The organism is Billgrantia endophytica (assembly GCF_002879615.1).
Classification (GTDB): Bacteria; Pseudomonadota; Gammaproteobacteria; order Pseudomonadales; family Halomonadaceae; genus Halomonas; species Halomonas endophytica.
On the sequence record NZ_PNRF01000015.1, the window covers coordinates 105129 to 124957 of the forward strand.

Annotated in this window: 16 protein-coding genes; 1 reads left to right on the forward strand and 15 read right to left on the reverse strand. The window is 64.7% G+C overall.

Annotated elements, in window-relative coordinates:
• Nucleotides 1–2: 2 nt before the first annotated feature.
• From secG to rlmE, 6 genes are all read right to left on the reverse strand, one after another.
• Nucleotides 3–362 (reverse strand): preprotein translocase subunit SecG, encoded by a 360-nt coding sequence (secG, locus tag C1H69_RS08405; RefSeq protein ID WP_102652953.1) that lies wholly within the window; start codon nt 360–362, stop codon nt 3–5.
• Nucleotides 363–366: 4 nt separating this feature from the next.
• Nucleotides 367–1116, reverse strand: a complete 750-nt coding sequence (tpiA, locus tag C1H69_RS08410) for a triose-phosphate isomerase (RefSeq protein WP_102652954.1) — start codon at nt 1114–1116, stop codon at nt 367–369.
• A 72-nt stretch (nt 1117–1188) separates the two neighbouring features.
• A complete protein-coding gene (glmM, locus tag C1H69_RS08415; RefSeq protein ID WP_102652955.1) occupies nt 1189–2538 on the reverse strand; it encodes a phosphoglucosamine mutase in 1350 nt (449 codons plus the stop codon).
• Nucleotides 2531–3397, reverse strand: coding sequence for a dihydropteroate synthase (folP, locus tag C1H69_RS08420; RefSeq protein WP_479688538.1), 867 nt, complete (start codon nt 3395–3397; stop codon nt 2531–2533). The genes glmM and folP overlap by 8 nt, the downstream gene beginning before the upstream one ends.
• A 93-nt stretch (nt 3398–3490) precedes the next feature.
• Nucleotides 3491–5515, reverse strand: a complete 2025-nt coding sequence (gene ftsH, locus C1H69_RS08425; RefSeq protein WP_102652956.1) for an ATP-dependent zinc metalloprotease FtsH — start codon at nt 5513–5515, stop codon at nt 3491–3493.
• A 215-nt stretch (nt 5516–5730) separates the two neighbouring features.
• Nucleotides 5731–6438, reverse strand: a complete 708-nt coding sequence (gene rlmE, locus C1H69_RS08430; protein ID WP_102652957.1) for a 23S rRNA (uridine(2552)-2'-O)-methyltransferase RlmE — start codon at nt 6436–6438, stop codon at nt 5731–5733.
• 177 nt (nt 6439–6615) lie between these two features.
• Between rlmE and yhbY the strand changes: the two genes are divergently transcribed.
• Complete coding sequence (gene yhbY / locus C1H69_RS08435; protein ID WP_102652958.1) at nt 6616–6942, forward strand: ribosome assembly RNA-binding protein YhbY; 327 nt, start codon at nt 6616–6618, stop codon at nt 6940–6942.
• Nucleotides 6943–7035: 93 nt separating this feature from the next.
• On the opposite strand, the gene greA is transcribed toward yhbY, so the two are convergent.
• From greA to dnaK, 9 genes are all read right to left on the reverse strand, one after another.
• Nucleotides 7036–7512: a transcription elongation factor GreA gene (greA, locus tag C1H69_RS08440; protein ID WP_102652959.1), complete on the reverse strand. Its 477-nt coding sequence runs from the start codon at nt 7510–7512 to the stop codon at nt 7036–7038.
• The gene (gene carB / locus C1H69_RS08445) at nt 7509–10754 is read right to left on the reverse strand and encodes a carbamoyl-phosphate synthase large subunit (protein ID WP_102652960.1); all 3246 of its coding nucleotides are present in this window, start codon (nt 10752–10754) and stop codon (nt 7509–7511) included. Before carB ends, greA begins: the two co-directional genes overlap by 4 nt.
• Before the next feature lie 52 nt (nt 10755–10806).
• Entirely contained in the window at nt 10807–11952 is a 1146-nt protein-coding gene (gene carA / locus C1H69_RS08450; protein ID WP_102652961.1) for a glutamine-hydrolyzing carbamoyl-phosphate synthase small subunit, read from the reverse strand.
• A 362-nt stretch (nt 11953–12314) separates the two neighbouring features.
• On the reverse strand, nt 12315–13118 hold the full coding sequence (gene dapB, locus C1H69_RS08455) for a 4-hydroxy-tetrahydrodipicolinate reductase (protein ID WP_102652962.1): 804 nt from the start codon (nt 13116–13118) through the stop codon (nt 12315–12317).
• Between the two features lie 68 nt (nt 13119–13186).
• Complete coding sequence (locus C1H69_RS08460) at nt 13187–14101, reverse strand: DMT family transporter (RefSeq protein WP_240609882.1); 915 nt, start codon at nt 14099–14101, stop codon at nt 13187–13189.
• Nucleotides 14098–14379, reverse strand: a complete 282-nt coding sequence (locus tag C1H69_RS08465) for a DUF2218 domain-containing protein (RefSeq protein WP_102652963.1) — start codon at nt 14377–14379, stop codon at nt 14098–14100. The genes C1H69_RS08460 and C1H69_RS08465 overlap by 4 nt, the downstream gene beginning before the upstream one ends.
• Nucleotides 14380–14487: 108 nt before the next feature.
• Nucleotides 14488–16317, reverse strand: coding sequence for an SLC13 family permease (locus C1H69_RS08470; RefSeq protein ID WP_102652964.1), 1830 nt, complete (start codon nt 16315–16317; stop codon nt 14488–14490).
• Between the two features lie 236 nt (nt 16318–16553).
• The gene (gene dnaJ / locus C1H69_RS08475; RefSeq protein WP_102652965.1) at nt 16554–17705 is read right to left on the reverse strand and encodes a molecular chaperone DnaJ; all 1152 of its coding nucleotides are present in this window, start codon (nt 17703–17705) and stop codon (nt 16554–16556) included.
• Nucleotides 17706–17811: 106 nt separating this feature from the next.
• The gene (dnaK, locus tag C1H69_RS08480) at nt 17812–19746 is read right to left on the reverse strand and encodes a molecular chaperone DnaK (protein ID WP_102652966.1); all 1935 of its coding nucleotides are present in this window, start codon (nt 19744–19746) and stop codon (nt 17812–17814) included.
• Nucleotides 19747–19829 lie beyond the last annotated feature (83 nt).

Genomic DNA, 19829 nt, shown 5'->3' on the forward strand with positions numbered 1-19829 from the left:
CCTCAGTCGTTGCTTTCTTCCAGCACTGGCGCGGTATTATCCACGTCGCGGGCATCATCGTCAAGGGTCGGCACGCGACTCTGCTGCTCGATGAGACGCGCATCGGGAATGCCGGCCTCGGGCGCCTGACTCGCCTGGGTGGCATACCAGGCCAGGGTCAGGGACGTGGCAAAGAAGCCTACCGCCAGAACGGCCGTGGTGCGGGACATGAACCCGCCGCTACCGCGAGAACCGAATACGGTCTGGGAGGCACCGCCACCGAAGGCGGCACCCGCTTCGGCGCCCTTGCCCTGCTGCAGCAGGATGAGGACGACCAGGGCGATGGCGATCGCCACGTGGATCATGAGAATGGCAACTTGCATGGGTTCAACCTGCTGACTGACAAATGGCTAGAAAATCGTCGACCTTGAGCGAAGCACCGCCCACCAGGCCGCCGTCGATGTCCGGCTGGGACAGCAGCTCAGCCGCGTTGTTTGCATTCATGCTGCCGCCGTATAGCAATCGCATCCCTGAAGCCAGGTCGCGATCGAAACTGGCCTGATACTCGCGGATCGCCGCCATCACCTGCTGGGCCTGCTCCGCGGTTGCCGTGCGCCCGGTGCCGATTGCCCAGACCGGCTCGTAGGCAATGACCACCCGGGGCCGCTGTTCCGGCTCAAGGCGCGCCATCACATGGCCCACCTGGCGCAACACGACCTCCATGGTGCGGCCCGCGTCGCGCTCTTCAAGCGTCTCGCCCACGCAGAGTATCGGCGTGATATCCGCGCTCAGTGCCGCCAGCAGCCGATCATGTACGGCCTCGTCGTTCTCGCGATAGAGCTGACGTCGCTCCGAATGCCCTACCAGGGCGTACTCGACCCCGAACTCCTTGAGCATTCGCCCGCTCACCTCACCGGTTCGGGCACCGGAGTGCAGCGGATTCAGTGTCTGAGCGCCCAGCTTGAGCGGAGTGCCGTCAAAGGCCCGCCGCGCCGCATCCAGATAGGGGAAGGGCGGCAGGATGAGCACGTCCAGCGACGCCGGGAGCGCGGTATCGGTAAAAGCATGACCGAAATCCTCGACCAGGGAAGCCGAGCCGTTCATCTTCCAGTTCCCGGCAATCAGCGGCGTTCGCATGCTGCATCCTCTATCAAAGTGGTGCGAAATGGTATAGGAGGTGCCGTGCCAAGACAACCGTCTACGCTGCCTTCAGCCCAGTTGAGCCTCCACCTCCGCGGCCAGTCGATGGGCCAGGCCGTCGACATCAAGGTGCGCCCGCCCCTCGACCATGACCCGGATCAGCGGTTCGGTGCCGGAAGGACGCAGCAACACGCGGCCTTCATCGCCCAATTCCGCCTCCATGGCGATCACGGCATCCTTCACCGCCGAGCTGCTCATCAAGGCCTTGGGGTCGCTGCCCGGCGTCAGGCGGACGTTCACCAGCACCTGGGGGACCTTCTCCAGGCCGGCCAGCAGGGCCTTCAGCGGCTTGCCCTCACTGACCATGATCGCCAGTACCTGCAGTGCCGAGACAATGCCGTCACCAGTGCTCTGAACATCGGCGCAGACGATATGTCCGGACGATTCACCACCCAGCTGCCAGCCATTGGCCAGCAGCCGCTCCACGACGTAGCGGTCACCCACCTTGGCGCGTTCGAACGGCACGCCCATCGCCTCCAACGCCATGGCCAGCCCGAAGTTGGTCATCAGCGTGCCGACCACGCCGCCGTTCAACCGGCCACGTTCGTGACGGTCACGGGCAATCAGGTAAAGCATGTCGTCGCCGTCGATCTCGCGACCATCGGAGTCGACCATCAGCACCCGGTCGCCGTCACCATCGAAGGCGATGCCCAGGTCGGCGCCCTGCTGGATCACCGCGGCACGCAGCGTGGCCGGGTAGGTGGAGCCCACGTCCCGGTTGATGTTCAGCCCGTCGGGGCTCGCTCCCACCAGGCTGATCTCGGCACCCAGCTCGCGAAACACGCTGGGCGCGATGTGATAGGTGGCGCCGTGCGCGCAGTCCAGCACGATCTTCAATCCGTGGAGGCTGAACCGGTTGGGAATGGTCGACTTGCAGAACTCGATATAGCGGCCGGCGGCATCATCGATACGCATGGCCTTGCCCAGACGGTCCGCCGCCACGGTGGTAAGCGGCTCGTCGAGCATGGCTTCGATCCTCTCCTCGATCTCGTCGGCCAGCTTGGTGCCTTCGGTGGAGAAGAACTTGATGCCATTGTCGGCAAAGGGATTGTGCGAGGCCGATATGACGATGCCCGCGTCGGCACGGAACGTGCGTGTCAGATAGGCGATCCCGGGTGTCGGCATCGGGCCAAGCAGCGCCACGTCGACCCCGGCAGCAGAAAGCCCCGCCTCCAGCGCCGACTCGAACATGTAGCCCGAAATACGCGTGTCCTTGCCGATGAGCACGCGTGATCGCCCTGATTCACGGGCGAGCACTCGCCCCATGGCCCAGCCCAGTTTCAGCATGAAGTCGGCAGTAATCGGATACTCACCTACTGTTCCACGGATACCGTCGGTTCCGAAATAACGTCTAGTCATGCTCGCAGCCTTCCTGTAGCACGGCCCATGTCATGTTCACCGCATCCATGACCGGGCCAACATCATGAACGCGCAGAATCCGTGCACCACGTTCCACCGCCAGCGACGCCAGCGCCAGGCCGCCAGACAAGCGCTCCTCGACCGGCCGGCCCAGTACCTTGCCGATCATGCTCTTGCGCGACATTCCTGCCAGCAAGGGCAAGCCCAGGCGTGACAATCGCTCCATGCGATTGAGCAGGCTCAGGTTGTGCTCGACACTCTTGCCGAAACCGAACCCCGGATCCAGCAGCAACCGCTCACGCCGCAACCCTGCCGCCTCGCAGGCCGCCACACGCTGCTGGAGGAAGTCGGCTACCGCCTCCTCTACCGGTACATCATAGCGAGGCGCCTGCTGCATGTCGTGCGGCTCGCCCTGCATGTGCATCAGGCACACCGGCAGGGCCGTGCCCAGCGCCGCCTCCAGCGCCCCCTCTCGCCGCAGTGCCCGTACGTCGTTGATCATGCCCGCACCCAGCGCGGCGGTGGCACGCATGACCTCGGGGCTACTGGTATCCACCGAGACCAGAGCATCGAGTTCGACAACCAGGCGTTCCACCACAGGCGCCACACGATCTAGCTCCTGCTGGGCCGAGACATGCCGGGAGCCTGGCCTGGTGGACTCTCCGCCCACATCGATGATCGCCGCCCCCTCGGCCAGCATGCGCTCGGCATGGCGCAGGGCATCATCCAGTGCAATATGACGGCCGCCATCGGAGAAGGAGTCGGGAGTCACGTTGAGGATCCCCATGACACGGGGATAGGAGAGATCGAGCCGATGCCGACCACACGGCAGCCAGGTCGGTGAAGCAGTTTCAATCATGCAGTGGGTCCTGTGGCGGCAAGCTGTCTGAAAATGGCTGCCCCGCATGGCAAAGGCGCCCCATTGGGGCGCCTGCCTGCAAAGCGTCCGGGATCAGGACCCGGCGGGTCCGCCCAGTGGATCGGAGGGACGGCGGCGTGGCTCGTCATCCTCTTCCTCTCCGTCGCCACTGTCGCCGGTAGTGTCATTGCCACCATCACCTCCGGTATCGGTCGGCTCGGCCTGGGGCTCCTCGCCCCGGGGCGTCTCGTCACCAGTGATCGGCGATCCGGTGTCAGAGCCTCCGTCTTCCCAGTCCTTGGGCGGACGCGGCGGACGGCCTTCCATGATGTCCTTGAGCTGATCGGCATCGATGGTTTCATACAGCATCAGCGCATCCGCCATGGCATCCAGCTTGTCGCGGTTCTCTTCGAGAATCTGCTGGGCCTTGTTGTAGCACTCGTCGATGATCTTGCGCACTTCCTTGTCGATGCGAGAGGTGGTCTCGCCCGACTTGAGCTTGCCGCCCTGGCCCGGGCCACCGAGGAACTGGTGGGACTCGTCCTCATCATACATGATCGGCCCCATCTCCTCGGAGAGGCCCCACTTGGCGACCATGTTGTGAGCCAGCTCGGTAGCGCGCTTGATGTCGTTGGAGGCCCCGGTAGTGACGCCGTTGGGCCCCAGCGTCATCTCCTCGGCGATACGGCCGCCGAACAGCGAACAGATCTGGCTGATGATCTGCTGACGCGACAGGCTGTAGCGATCCGCCTCGGGCAGGAACATGGTCACACCCAGTGCACGACCACGCGGAATGATGGTGACCTTGTAGACCGGGTCGTGCTCCGGCATCACCAGGCCGATGATGGCGTGGCCCGACTCGTGATACGCCGTATTGAGCTTTTCCTTGTCGGTCATGACCATGGAGCGGCGCTCGGCCCCCATCATGATCTTGTCCTTGGCCAGCTCCAGCTCCTCCATGCCCACCAGGCGCTTGTTGCGACGCGCCGCGAACAGGGCCGACTCGTTGACCAGGTTGGCCAGGTCGGCGCCGGAGAAGCCAGGGGTGCCGCGAGCGATCAGCGATGGCTTGACGTCATCGGCCAGCGGCACCTTGCGCAGGTGTACGTTGAGGATGTGCTCGCGACCACGGATATCGGGCAGCGGCACCACGACCTGGCGGTCGAAGCGGCCCGGACGCAGCAGCGCCGGGTCGAGCACGTCGGGACGGTTGGTGGCAGCGATGACGATGACACCCTCGTTGGCCTCGAAGCCGTCCATCTCCACCAGCAGCTGGTTCAGCGTCTGCTCGCGCTCGTCGTTGCCGCCCCCCATGCCCGCACCACGAGAGCGGCCCACGGCATCGATCTCATCGATGAAGATGATGCAGGGCGCCTGCTTCTTGGCCTGTTCGAACATGTCGCGGACACGTGACGCACCCACGCCGACGAACATCTCGACGAAGTCGGAACCGGAAATCGAGAAGAAGGGCACCTTGGCCTCGCCCGCGATGGACTTGGCGAGCAGTGTCTTGCCGGTACCCGGCGGACCCACCATCAATACGCCACGGGGGATCGTGCCGCCCAGACGCTGGAACTTGGAGGGGTCACGCAGGAAATCGACCAGTTCCTCGACTTCCTCCTTGGCCTCGTCGCAGCCGGCCACGTCGGCGAAGGTGGTCTTGATCTGGTCCTGGGAGAGCAGCTTGGCCTTGGACTTGCCGAAACTCATCGGCCCGCCCTTGCCACCGGCGCCACCCTGCATTTGCCGCATGAAGAACATGAAGATGGCCAGTATCAGCAGGATCGGGAAGCTGGCGATCAGCAGCCGCGTCCATAGACTCTGCTGCTGTGGCTCCATGCCCACCACGGTGACGTTGTGGGAGAGCAGATCATCGATCAGCTTCGGGTCTTCCGCCGCTGGCCGAATGGTCTGGAACTGGGAACCATCGGCGCGCTCGCCGGTGATGGTGTAACCGTCGATGGTCACACTGCGGACCTGCTGGTTCTGCACCTGCTGGACGAACTGGGAATAGTTCATCGTCTGCGGTGCCGTGTCGACGCTGAAGTTGTTGAACACCGTCAGCAACACTGCCGCGATGACCAACCACAGAATCAGGTTCTTCGCCATATCATTCAAGGGACCACCCTCATTGCAAGCATCTGTCGGCCGGAAACGCCTGGCATATATGACCCCGCGCAGCCCGGGCACGTTCCACCCGGCTGCACAGAACCATGCCAGCCCACACTGTGACATAGTTGGGCGGCCTTGTCCGGCCATAGCGCTATTAGTCTTAACCTATCAGGGGGCCGACGCCAAACCGGCCCCTCACTATCGTGCGACCGAGCCGTGGCTCAACCGCGGAATCCATCCGCCAACAGGTAGACCTCACGTGAACGTGCGCGCGAGGCTTCCGGTTTGCGGGTCACCACCTTGCGGAAGCTGCCGCGCAGCTCCTTCAGATACGCGTCGAACCCTTCGCCCTGGAACACCTTGGCCAGAAAGCGCCCCTCCGGCGCCAGAGTCTGTCGTGCCAGGTCCAGCGCCAGCTCGACCAGATACATCGCCTGAGGCTGGTCGATGGCCGCCATACCACTCATATTGGGGGCCATGTCGGACATCACAAGGTCTACCGGTCGATCGCCCAGGATCGCCAGGATCGATTCGAGCACCGACTCGTCGGTGAAATCGCCCTGGATGAAGTCGACCCCGGCCAACCCATCCATCTCCAGGATATCGGAGGCGATCACCACACCGCCGGACCCCACCTGTTCGGCAGCCACCTGGCTCCAGCCCCCGGGGGCGGCACCCAGATCGATCACGGCCATCCCCGGCCGGAACAGCCGGTCTTTTTCATTCAGCGCCAGCAGCTTGTAGCTGGCACGGCTGCGATACCCGTCCTGCCAGCTCTGCTGAACGAACCGGTCATCGAAGTGCTCCTTCAGCCAGCCGGCGCTGGTCTTGCTGGCACCCTTGGCACCACCGGCCTTGCCGACGGCGCGCTTGTCGCCAGGGCGGGAGCTGGACGCGTTGCCGCGCGAAGGGGAAGTGGAACGAGCCACGGCATCACCTTGAAAACATCTTGAAACAACGGTCTGAGACAGCAAGCAGGCCAATGCCTGTATCGGCAAAATGCGTAGCGAGACGGCAGAGCGACGCGAAGCGCTTGTTTGCTTTCGTCGAAGCACGTTTCACCGTACCATGGTGCGCTGAGCGCAACCGGGAAGACGCAACATACCATGAGCTTGTCACAGGCACAAAAGAAAGCATTTCGCAGTATCGGCCACCATCTGAACCCGGTGGTGACGGTCTCCGAGAACGGCGTATCCGAGGGGCTGCTGGCCGAGCTCGATCGCGCGCTCAAGGACCACGAGCTGATCAAGGTCAAGCTCGCCCTGGCCGAGCGCGACGACCGCGCCGCCATGCTCGAAGAGATCCTGGCCGCCAGCCGCGCCGAACGAGTCCAGACCATCGGCAAGATGGCGCTGCTCTATCGCGCCAACCCCCAGGCCAACCCCAAACTCTCCAACATCAAGCGTTTCGAAGGGCATCACGGCAGGCACTGAGCGGCTGACACCACCAGAGCCCGGCACGCCTCATCGCAACGACCAGCCCCCGCAGACCATCGTCTGCGGGGGCTGTTTCATGGTGCCGGCGCTTCAGCGGTGCTCGACACCGCCAATTTCGTATTCCACTTCACCGCCGGGGGTGTTGACCACCACCACATCGCCCTCTTCCTTGCCGATCAGGGCACGGGCTATGGGCGACGTCACCGAGATCTTGCCAGCCTTGATCTCGGCCTCGTCCTCGCCGACGATCTGATAGGTGACGGTCTCGTCGCTGCCAAGATTGATCAGTTCGACTGTGACGCCGAAGATCACCTTGCCGGTTCTGGGCAGTTTCTGGACATCGATCACCTGGGCCGCCGAGAGCTTGCTCTCGATCTCCTTGATACGACCCTCGATGAAGCCCTGCTGCTCGCGGGCCGCATGGTATTCGGCGTTCTCCTTGAGATCGCCATGCTCCCGGGCCTCGGCGATATCGGCAATCACCTTGGGGCGCGCCTCGCCTTTCAGTTGCTCGAGCTCCTTGCGCAGGCGCGCCTCGCCGGCAACGGTCATCGGGACCTTGTTCATTGCGTAGCTCCTGCATGCAGTTCCTGTAAACGCCGTACCGTAATGGCATCGCCATATTCGAGCGCCATGCAAACGGCACTGGCCCCTGCCAGCGTCGTGGCATAGGGCACCTTGCGGGCAAGCGCGGTACGACGGATCACCGAGGAATCATTGATCGCTTGACGACCCTCGGTGGTATTCACGATGTAAGCGATTTCGTCGTTCTTGAGCAGATCGACGATATGCGGACGGCCTTCATAGACCTTGTTGACGATTTCCACCGGCAGGCCGACCGCTTCCAGCGCCACAGCGGTACCACGGGTGGCGACCAGGCCAAACCCCAATGCTAACAGAGAACGGGCCACCTCGATAACACCCACCTTGTCCGGATCGCGCACCGAGAGAAACGCCCGGCGCGTCCCCTCGAGCCGCGGGATCGCCTCCCCGGCACCCAGTTGAGCCTTGTAGAACGCTTCGGCAAAGGTGTCCCCCGAGCCCATCACTTCACCCGTGGACTTCATCTCCGGCGACAGAATCGGGTCGACCCCCGGGAACTTGTTGAACGGGAAGACCGCCTCCTTGACACTGTAGAAGTGCGGCACGATCTCGTGCTCGAAGCCCTGCTCGGCCAGCGTCTTGCCGGCCATGCAGCGCGCGGCGATCTGCGCCAGCGAGATGCCGATGCACTTGGAGACGAACGGCACGGTGCGCGACGCCCGCGGATTGACCTCGATCACGTAGATCTCGCCATCCTGCCAGGCCAGCTGCACGTTCATCAGGCCCACCACGCCCAGCTCCACCGCCATCCTCTTGACCTGCTCGCGCATCTCGTCCTGCACGTCGGCGGGCAGCGAATAGGGCGGCAACGCACAGGCCGAGTCACCGGAATGCACCCCGGCCTGCTCGATGTGCTGCATGATGCCGCCGATCACCACCTGCTGGCCATCGCTGACCGCGTCGATATCGATCTCGATGGCGGCATTGAGGAAGTGATCGAGCAGTACCGGCGAGTCGTTGGAAACCTTGACCGCATGGGTCATGTAGTTCTCGAGCTCGGAGGCGTCGTAGACGATCTCCATGGCCCGGCCACCCAGCACGTAGCTGGGGCGCACCACCAGCGGATAGCCGATCGTCTCGGCCTTGGCGAAGGCCTCGTCGAAGCTGCGCGCGGTGGCGTTGGGTGGCTGCTTGAGGCCCAGCTTCTCGATCATCTGCTGGAAGCGCTCACGATCCTCGGCGCGGTCGATGGCATCCGGGGTGGTACCGATGATCGGCACACCGGCGGCTTCCAGCTCACGGGCCAGCTTGAGTGGCGTCTGGCCGCCGAACTGCACGATCACGCCGACCGGTTTCTCCTTGTCGGCGATCTCCAGCACGTCTTCCAGAGTCACCGGCTCGAAGTAGAGGCGGTCGGAGGTATCGTAGTCGGTGGAGACGGTCTCCGGGTTACAGTTGACCATGATGGTTTCAAAGCCATCGTCGTGCATGGCGAAGGCGGCGTGAACGCAGCAGTAGTCGAACTCGATGCCCTGACCGATACGGTTCGGCCCGCCGCCCAGCACCATGATCTTCTGGCGGTCCGAAACCGCCGCCTCGCACTCCTCTTCGTAGGTGGAGTACAGGTAGGCGGTGTCCGAGACGAACTCGGCGGCACAGGTATCGACGCGCTTGTAGACCGGGCGGATGCCGGCCTCCTGCCGCGTCTTGCGGAACGCCTTCTCGGCGACACCCAGCAGGCTCGCCAGGCGGGCGTCGGAAAAGCCCTTGCGCTTGAGCCCGAACAGTTCGCGAGCGCTGAACTCGGATAGCGAACGCTTGCTCACGTCCTGCTCGATGTGGACCAGTTCCTCGATCTGCACCAGGAACCAGGGGTCGATATTGGTCAGCGTGAAGATCTCTTCCACGCTCATGCCGGCGCGCATGGCGTCGGCAATGAAGAAGATGCGCTCGGCGCCGGCGGCCTGCAGCTCGCCCTTGATATGCGCCATGGCATCGTCGGTGAAGTCGCCGGCCTTGTACTCAGGAAACTTGGGGTCGAGGCCGTCGTTACCGGTTTCCAGGCCGCGCAGTGCCTTCTGCAGCGACTCCTGGAAGGTCCGCCCGATGGCCATCACCTCGCCCACCGACTTCATCTGGGTGGTCAGGCGGTCGTTGGCCTGGGGGAACTTCTCGAAGGTGAAGCGCGGAATCTTGGTGACGACGTAGTCGATGGCCGGCTCGAAGGAGGCCGGGGTGCGCCCGCCGGTGATGTCGTTGCTGAGCTCGTCGAGGGTATAGCCGATGGCCAGCTTGGCGGCGATCTTGGCGATCGGGAAACCGGTGGCCTTGGAAGCCAGCGCCGAGGAGCGGCTTACCCGCGGGTTCATCTCGATGATCACCATGCGCCCGGTCTTGGGGTCGACGCCGAACTGCACGTTGGACCCACCGGTTTCGACGCCGATCTCGCGCAGCACCGCAAGCGATGCGTCGCGCATGATCTGGTATTCCTTGTCGGTCAGCGTCTGCGCCGGCGCCACGGTGATGGAATCGCCGGTATGCACGCCCATGGGATCGAAGTTCTCGATGGCACAGACGATGATGCAGTTGTCGTGCTTGTCACGCACGACCTCCATCTCGTATTCCTTCCAGCCCAGCAGCGACTCGTCGATCAGCAGTTCGTGGTTGTTCGAGAGTTCGAAGCCACGGGTGCAGATCTCCTCGAACTCTTCCTTGTTGTAGGCCACGCCGCCGCCGGAACCACCCATGGTGTAGGAGGGGCGAACGATGGTGGGGAACCCCAGCTCGGCCTGGATTTCCCAGGCTTCGTCCATGGAGTGCGCCACCTTGGCACGAGGGCACTCCAGGCCGATGTTCTTCATCGCCTTGTCGAAGAGGTCGCGGTCCTCGGCCTTGTTGATGGCATCGGCGTTGGCACCGATCATCTCCACGCCGTACTTCTCGAGCACGCCGTGCTTGTCCAGGTCCAGCGCGCAGTTCAGCGCCGTCTGACCGCCCATGGTCGGCAGCAGGGCATCGGGGCGCTCGGCCTCGATGATCTTCTCCACCGTCTGCCAGGTGATCGGCTCGATGTAGGTGGCATCGGCCATGGCCGGGTCGGTCATGATGGTGGCCGGGTTGGAGTTCACCAGGATGACCCGGTAGCCCTCCTCGCGCAGCGCCTTGCAGGCCTGGGCACCGGAATAGTCGAACTCGCACGCCTGGCCGATGACGATGGGGCCGGCGCCGATGATGAGAATGCTCTGGATGTCGGTACGTTTGGGCATGACGGTTCCCGCGAAAAAGGATGACGAATGACGGCGGCTCTCGGGGCTGGGCCTAGCGACGGGCTTGCATCATCGCGATGAAACGGTCGAACAGCGGCGACACGTCGCGCGGGCCGGGACTCGCCTCGGGGTGGCCCTGGAAGCTGAAGGCCGGGCGGTCGGTGCGCTCGACGCCCTGCAGCGATCCGTCGAACAGCGACCGGTGCGTCGCACGCAGGTTGGCCGGCAGGGTCGACTCCTCGGCAGCGAAGCCGTGGTTCTGGCTGGTGATCATCACCTGGCCGCTGTCGAGGTCCTGCACCGGGTGGTTGGCGCCGTGGTGGCCATGGTTCATCTTCACCGTCCTGGCGCCGGAGGCCAGCGCCAGCAACTGGTGGCCAAGGCAGATGCCGAACACCGGGATATCGGTCTCGAGCACTTCCTGGATCGCCTTGATGGCGTAGTCGCAGGGCTCGGGGTCGCCGGGTCCGTTGGCGAGGAAGACGCCGTCCGGGTTCATCGCCAGCACCTCGGCGGCCGGGGTCTGGGCCGGCACCACGGTGAGGCGACAGCCGCGACTGGCGAGCATGCGCAGGATGTTGCGCTTGACACCGTAGTCGTAGGCCACTACGTGATACGGGCGCTCAGCCTCGGCGGCATCGGCATAGCCGCTGCCGAGCCGCCACTCGCCTTCACTCCACTCGTAGGGCGACTGGCAGGACGCCACCTTGGCCAGGTCCATGCCCTTGAGCCCGGGGAAGGCACGCGCCGCCTCGAGCGCACGTGCCACGGCATCGTCACCCTCGGCATCCGCACCGGCCAGGATCGCACCGTTCTGGGCGCCCTTGTCGCGCAGGATGCGGGTCAGCCGCCGGGTATCGATGTCGGCGATGCCCAGCACACCCTGGCTCCCGAGGTAGCCGGACAGCGACTGCTCGGAGCGGAAGTTGCTGGCGATCAGCGGCAGGTCACGGATCACCAGGCCGGCGGCGGCGATGGAGTCCGACTCCACGTCCTCGGCATTGATGCCGGTATTGCCGATATGCGGATAAGTGAGGGTGACGATCTGACGGGTATAGGAGGGGTCGGTCAGGATTTCCTGATAGCCGGTCATGGCCGTATTGAACACCACCTCACCGCTGGTTTGTCCATCGGCGCCGATGGCCGTGCCGTGGAATACACTGCCATCTTCCAAGGCCAGTATCGCGGGTCTGTTCAACGCAACGTCCTCCCATGCTCGTCAAGGAATTCTAGTCGGCTCCGCCCTTCGAGCCGGGCGAGCGCCTTTCGCACTCGAAATCGACCCGGCCGCAGCCAGGTCGTAAAAAAGCGGGACGAAACCCGGTGAAGACCGGTTTCATCCCGCTTGTTGTCATTGCTCGGTGTGCCCGTGGCCGACTCAACAAGCGCTATGGTGGATGCAGCATCCGGCGCCCGGCCAAAATTTTTGGAATGTTACAGGAAACCTCACCCGGCGGCTACCCCTGTCGAACGTAAGCGGCGGAGTAACCTGCCTTGGCGCCAGAGGGGCGCCGGGGGCCCCAGACTCCTCAACGCTTGGGGCAAGAGACTAGTCGGAACTCACAGACCGAGCACATCCTGCATATCGTAGCGGCCATTGCCCTGGCCAGCGACCCAGCGGGCCGCGCGCACCGCGCCCTTGGCGAAGGTCATGCGGCTGCTCGCCTTGTGGGTGATCTCGATACGCTCGCCCTCGGTGGCGAACATGACCGTGTGCTCCCCGACGATGTCGCCGGCACGCACGGTGGCGAAGCCGATCTCCTTGTCGGTGCGCGGCCCGCACTGCCCCTCGCGGGCAAAGACGCCATGCTCCTTGAGCGTGCGCCCCAGGGATTCGGCCACCACGTCACCCATCTTCAGCGCCGTGCCGGAAGGGGAGTCCACCTTGTGGCGGTGATGCGCCTCGATCACCTCGATGTCGTAGCCCTCGTCACCCAGCGCCCTGGCCGCGGTCGCGAGCAGCTTGAGGGTCAGGTTCACCCCCACGCTCATGTTGGGGGCGAAGACCAGCGGCAGCTTGTCACGGTAGGCATCGAGAGCGGCCAGCTCCTCGTCGTCGAGGCCGGTGGTACCGATGACGATCCCCTTGCCGTGCTTGGCGCAGGCCGCCAGATTGTTCAGCGTCACCCGGGGGGTGGTGAAGTCGATCAGCACATCGAAATCATCGACGATGGCCTCCAGCGAGTCCACGGCCGCCACCCCCAGCTTGCCGAGGCCCGCCAGTTCACCGATATCGGCGCCAGCCAGCGAACTGCCCGGCTCGACGATGCCGCCGGCCAGGGAGGCTCCGGCGTCCTGCTGCACGGCATTGACCAGGGTGCGGCCCATGCGGCCGGCGACACCCACGATGGCGATACGGGTCATGCGGACTCCTGCGAATTCGATGGCATGAAGATGCCGCAGTATAACAGAGGGGGCCCATGCGGCGCTCATCATGGGGAGGACCGAGAAGAGCGGCCGTCACGCAGCAACAGCCCGATGGCCGTGAGCACCAGGAGACTTCCCGGCAGCCAGTGCCAGCCGATCCGCGCCGGAGCCTGAACGAACAGCAGCAGCATCGAGACGAAGGGCACCAGGTAGCCATAGGCGGTAACGGCGCCCGGCGTCAGCACCGAGGTGGCCCGCTGCATCAACCAGAAGGTCAGGGCGCTGGAGAACAGACCCAGGTAGGTGACCAGCAGGAGGTCTCGCCAGCTCATCGTCGCCAGCTGGGCGACGGGCTCGATCGCCAGGCCCAGCAGGCCGATCAGCACGCCCCCCAGGCCCAGGCTCCAGAAAGTGCGCACCGCGGCCGACTCGGGCAGCCACTGCCTGGCAAGCCCCCACTTGCTGAGCACAGGATAGAGCCCCGACGAGACACAGCCCATGAAGAACACCGCCTCGCCAATACCGAACCTCAGGCCCTCACCATGAGTCACCGCCTCGGCCAAGGCCAACCCCAAGGCACCCGTGGCGCCCAGCGCCAGGATGGCCGGCAGCTGCCAGGTCAGCCGTTCGACACGAAAGCCCAGCCCCAGCAGGAAGGCCAGCAGCGGCACGGTGACATAGAGGGTGGCCATGGAAAGCGCGGTGGCATGGTGGGCCGCCCAGAACATGGCCCCGAAGAAGCCCGCCAGGCAAAGCCCCATCAACGCATAGAGGGGAAACACCCGCCACGGTGGCAGGAACGCCTCGGAACGGCGCGCCAGCCACCACAGCCCGGCGCAGGCAATGGCGAAGCGCAGGGCCGTGAGCGACAGCGGCGGCAGCTGGCTCATCAGCTCGACGGCGGGAAACGACAGGCCCACCAGCACCGACCACAGCAACATGCCCAGGTGGGCGGCACGGGGCGACGCCGTGACGTTCAATTTTCCCAGACGATAACCAGGTCCTCGTCACCCGCCATGCGCTCCAGGTGAGCATTCACGATACCCTCGAGGCGGTCGAGGCTCTCCTCCTCCAGCGTCTCGATAGCCACGATCAGCTTGCCCGGCTCGACCTGCATGAGGCAGGAACCATCCTCGAAGGCCACACGGCTCTCGGTATCACCCTGCTCCACCTCCAGCTTGTGCGCCCAGTGCTTGCACAGCCGATTCATCAGCTTCGCCGCTGATTCCGTAGCGATCTCCGTTCGCGACATTGGCATGACACTTTCCTCTAACGAATGGGTGAGCACTCAAGACTACGGCGGCGGCGGCGGCCACGCCAGTGGCTGGCCCATGAACGAGGCGTTCCTCAAGGCGCACCGCCGCTTTCACGGTGGCAACAGCCAGGGTACCAGCACGACGCTGGTGAGCAGCGCCACCAGGGTGAACGGCACGCCGACACGCACGAAATCAAAGAAAGTGTAGTTGCCCGGCCCCAGCACCAGCGTGTTCACCGGCGACGAGACCGGAGTCATGAAGGCGGCGGAAGCGGCCAGCGCCACCGTCATCGCGAACGGATACGGCGAGGCCTGGAGTTCCTCGGCGATGGCCAGCGCCACGGGGGCCATCAGCACCGCGGTCGCCGTGTTGGAGATGAACAGCCCGAACACCGCGGTGACCACAAAGATGCTGGCGAGCACCATGCGCGGACTGGCGTCGCCGACCATGCCGAGCAGCAGGTGGGCCGCCAGGTCGATGCCGCCGGTCTGCTGCAGTGCCAGCGAGAATGGCAGCATGCCGACGATCAGCACCAGGCTCTGCCAGTGGATCGCTCGATAGGAGGAGTCCATGCCGATGCAGCCGAACCACCCCATCAGCAGGCAGCCGATCAACGCGGCCTGGACGTTCGGCACCACGCCGGTGACCATCAGCACCACGACCAGCCCCAGGGCCAGCAGTGCATAAGGGGCACGCGAGGCCGCCGGCACCACATCGTCGAACTCCACCGGCAGGTTCAGGACGACCATGTCCTGCTTGTCCGGTTGCAGTCGGCGGATCGCACGCCATGGGCCGGCCACCAGCAGCGTGTCCCCGAGCTGCAGGCGCTCGTCCATGAGGCGGCCGGTATGCGCCTTGCGACCGCGCTTCAGGCCGACCACGTTCAGATCGTACTTCGAGCGGAAGTGCGACTCGACGATCGAGCTGCCAATCAGCCGGGAGGTGTCGGGAATCATCACTTCGACCATGCCGATCTCCTGCGCAAGGTCGGAGAAATAGGCACCCAGCAGCGGCAGACGCTCCAGCGCGAAACGGCGGCAGAGCTCATCGACGTCGACGGTTCCGGCGAACAGGTCGAGGAACAGCACATCGCCCGCCTGCAGCTCGGTCCCGGCCAGCGGCCGGATCAGCCGCCGAGAGAAGTAGCCGCCACGTTCGATCGCGATGACGTTCACCCCCGAGGCGCTGCGCAGGTCGAGCGCCTCCAGCGGCCGGCCGATCAACGGCGAGTGCCTCATGACACGCAAGCGGTGTTCACGCTCGACAAGCTCATACTCCTCGGCCCATTCCACCAGACGCGGGCGCGTACCAGGCGCCAACGGGCTCTCCTCCGGGCCGCCCAGCCAACGTCGCGCCACCAGCATATAGCCGATCGCCAGCACCAGCATCGGAATGCCGAACGGCGCGAAGCTGAAGAAATGAAAGCCGTCGAAACCGTGGCGGATGAGCTCGCCATGCACGATCAGGTTCGGCGGGGTCGCGACCAGGGTCATCATGCCGCTGATCAAGGCGGCGACGCTGAGCGACATCATCAGACGGCCGGGAGCGGCACCGGCGTTGCGCGCGATGCGCAGCACGATGGGGATGAAGATTGCGACGACACCGGTGGAGCTCATGAACGAACCGACACCGGTGACGATGACCATCAATAGCACGACCAGCCGCGCCTCGCTGCGTCCGGCACGGTTGACGAGCCAGTCGCCGAGGCGCTGCGCGATGCCGGTGCGCACCAGCCCCTCTCCGATCACGAACAGCGCCGCGATCAGCACGATGTTCGGGTCCGAAAAACCGGCCAGCGCCTCCTCCACGCCGATCACCCCGGTCAACGGCAATGCCACCATCATGATCAGCGCCACCACATCCATGCGTGGGCGGTTGAAGGAGAACATCAGCACCGCCGCGCTCAGCAGCGCCAGCACGATCGCCAGGTCGGCGGTCATGCGCCGCCCCCGGGTCGCGACTCGCCGCCGGCATGGCCACGAAAGCACCGGAATCCGCGGGACCGAGCTCCCCGCCGCTGAAGCGTCGCCATCATGAAGGGCTCCCCATGCCGCGTAGGTAAATGGCCCCTATTCTGCCATTCTCGACGTATCGACGGCAGAGGGGTGAAGCAAGAAGGCCCCGCATCCGATGGTGATGCCGGGGCCCTGTCGTCGCGCTCAAGGGGAGAAACCGCCTACGGCTTCATGTCCTCGAAGAACTTCTTCACGCCGTCGAAGAAACCGGTCTTCCTGGGCGAGTGGCTGTGGCTGTTGCTGCCGTCCAGGCTCTCTTGGAGCTGACGCAGCAGATCCTTCTGCTCGTCGTTGAGATTGACCGGGGTCTCGACCACCACCTTGCACAGCAGGTCGCCCGGGGGGCCGCCACGCACCGGCTTGACGCCCTTGCCGCGCAGGCGGAACAGCTTGCCGGTCTGGGTCTCGGCGGGGATCTTGAGCTTGACCCGGCCGTTCAGCGTCGGCACTTCCAGCTCGCCGCCCAGCGCGGCATCGATGAAGTTGATCGGCACCTCGCAGTGCAGGTGCTTGCCGTCGCGCTGGAAGATGTGGTGCGCCTTGATCGCCACCTGGACGTAGAGGTCGCCGGGCGGGCCACCGTTGACACCGGACTCCCCTTCGCCGTTGAGACGAATGCGATCCCCGGTATCCACTCCAGCCGGGATCTTTACCGACAACGTACGCGTCTCGCGCACGCGACCTTCGCCGTTGCACTTGTGGCACGGCACCTTGATGTGCACGCCGCTGCCGTGACAGGTGGGGCAGGTCTGCTGCACGGCGAAGAAGCCCTGCTGCATGCGCACCTGGCCATGACCGCCGCAGGTCGGGCAGGTCTCCTTGCTGGAGCCCGGCTCGGCACCGTGGCCGTCGCAGCGGTCGCACTCGATGTGCCGGGGCACGCGAATGTCCACGGTGGTACCGGCGACGGCACTCTCCAGGTCGAGTTCCAGATTATAACGCAGGTCGCTGCCGCGCTGCGGTGCATGCGGACTGCGCCGACCGCCGCCACCGCCGAAGATGTCGCCGAACACATCACCGAAGATGTCGCTGAAGCCACCGGCTCCCGCGCCACCGAAGCCGCCGCCACCGAAGCCACCGGCCTGGCCGTCGACACCGGCATGGCCGAACTGATCGTAGGCGGCACGTTTCTCGCTGTCACTCAGGACCTCGTAGGCCTCGGAGATCTCGCGAAACTGCTCGGCAGACTTGTCATCATCCGGATTACGGTCCGGATGGTATTTCTGGGCCAGGCGTCGGTAGGCCTTCTTGATGTCTTTCTGATCGGCCCCGCGCTCGACGCCGAGCACTTCGTAATAATCGCGTTTGGACATGGGTCCATGCGCCTCCTGGTCTAGGCAACCAACGCCTGATCCGCGGAAACGGCAACGCGGGAGTCATCCCCCCGCGCTGCCGTCGTCCGTGGCATAGCCTTGGCGATTACTGCTTCTTCTGGTCGTCGTTGACTTCTTCGTACTCAGCGTCGACCACGTCCTCGTCCGGCTTGCCACCGCTTTCGCCGCCAGCCTCCGCACCGCCCTGCTGAGCGGCCTCGGCCTGCTCGGCGTACATCTTCTGGGCGAGATTGCCGGAGGCTTCGGTCAGCGCATCCAGCCTGGACTGGATAGCCTCCTTGTCGTCGCCCTTCAGCGCCTCTTCCAGGTCGCTGATGGCGGTCTCGATGGCCTGCTTCTCGTCGCCGCCGGCCTTGTCGCCCGCTTCTTCCAGGGTCTTGCGCGAGGCGTGAATCATACCATCGGCCTGGTTGCGCAGAGCCACCAGCTCCTCGAACTTCTTGTCCTCGTCGGCATGGGCCTCGGCGTCGCGGACCATCTGCTCGATTTCGTCATCGGAGAGGCCGCTGGAGGCCTTGATGACGATGGACTGCTCCTTGCCGGTCGCCTTGTCCTTGGCGGACACATTGAGGATACCGTTGGCATCCAGGTCGAAGGCGACCTCGACCTGCGGCACGCCACGCGGTGCCGGCGGAATGTCGGCCAGGTCGAAGCGGCCCAGCGACTTGTTGCCGCCCGCCTGCTTGCGCTCACCCTGCAGCACGTGAATGGTCACGGCCGTCTGGTTGTCATCCGCGGTCGAGAAGGTCTGGGTCTTCTTGGTCGGGATGGTGGTGTTCTTCTCGATCAGCGGGGTCATCACACCGCCCAGAGTCTCGATACCCAGCGTCAACGGGGTGACGTCGAGCAGCAGGACGTCCTTGACGTCACCGCCCAGCACGCCGCCCTGGATGGCGGCCCCCACGGCCACGGCCTCGTCCGGGTTGACGTCCTTGCGCGCTTCCTTGCCGAAGAAGTCGGCGACCTTCTTCTGCACCATGGGCATGCGGGTCTGGCCACCGACCAGGATCACGTCGTCGATCTCGGAAGCGGACAGGCCGGCGTCGGCCAGGGCGGTCTTGCACGGCCCCAGCGAGCGGGCCACCAGGTCCTCCACCAGCGACTCCAGCTTGGCCCGGGTCACCTTGACGTTGAGGTGCTTGGGGCCGGTGTTGTCGGCGGTGATGTACGGCAGGTTGACGTCGGTCTGCTGGGCGCTGGACAGTTCGATCTTGGCCTTCTCGGCGGCTTCCTTCAGGCGCTGCATGGCCAGGTTGTCGCCGGACAGGTCGATACCGCTGTCGGACTTGAACTGGCTGACCAGGTAGTTGATCAGGTGCATGTCGAAGTCTTCGCCACCCAGGAAAGTGTCGCCGTTGGTGGCCAGCACCTCGAACTGGGTCTCGCCGTCGACGTCGGCCACTTCGATGATGGAGATGTCGAAGGTGCCGCCGCCCAGGTCGTAGACCGCGATGGTCTTGTCGCCGCGCGACTTGTCCATGCCATAGGCCAGCGCCGCCGCGGTGGGCTCGTTGATGATGCGCTTGACCTCGAGGCCGGCGATGCGGCCGGCATCCTTGGTGGCCTGACGCTGGCTGTCGTTGAAGTAGGCCGGCACGGTGATGACCGCCTCGGTGACTTCCTCGCCCAGGTAGTCCTCGGCGGTCTTCTTCATCTTCTTCAGCACTTCGGCGCTGACCTGAGGCGGCGCCAGCTTCTTGCCCTTCACTTCCACCCAGGCGTCGCCATTGTCGGCCTCGGTGATCTTGTAGGGCACCATCTTGATGTCCTTCTGAACGACATCGTCCTTGAAGCGACGGCCGATCAGGCGCTTGATGGCGTACAGGGTGTTCTCGGGGTTGGTGACCGCCTGCCGCTTGGCCGACTGCCCCACCAGCGTCTCGCCATCATCGGTGTAGGCGATGATGGAGGGCGTGGTGCGAGTGCCTTCGGCGTTCTCGATCACCTTGGCACTGTCGCCGTCTAGCACGGCCACACAGGAGTTGGTGGTCCCCAGGTCAATACCGATGATGCGTCCCATAGGAAATCCTCGAAAAAGTCGTTGCCTTGAATTCGTCTCTGCGGCGCTTGCCGCGGGGTTGTCGTCTATCTGGGGGGCGGGGC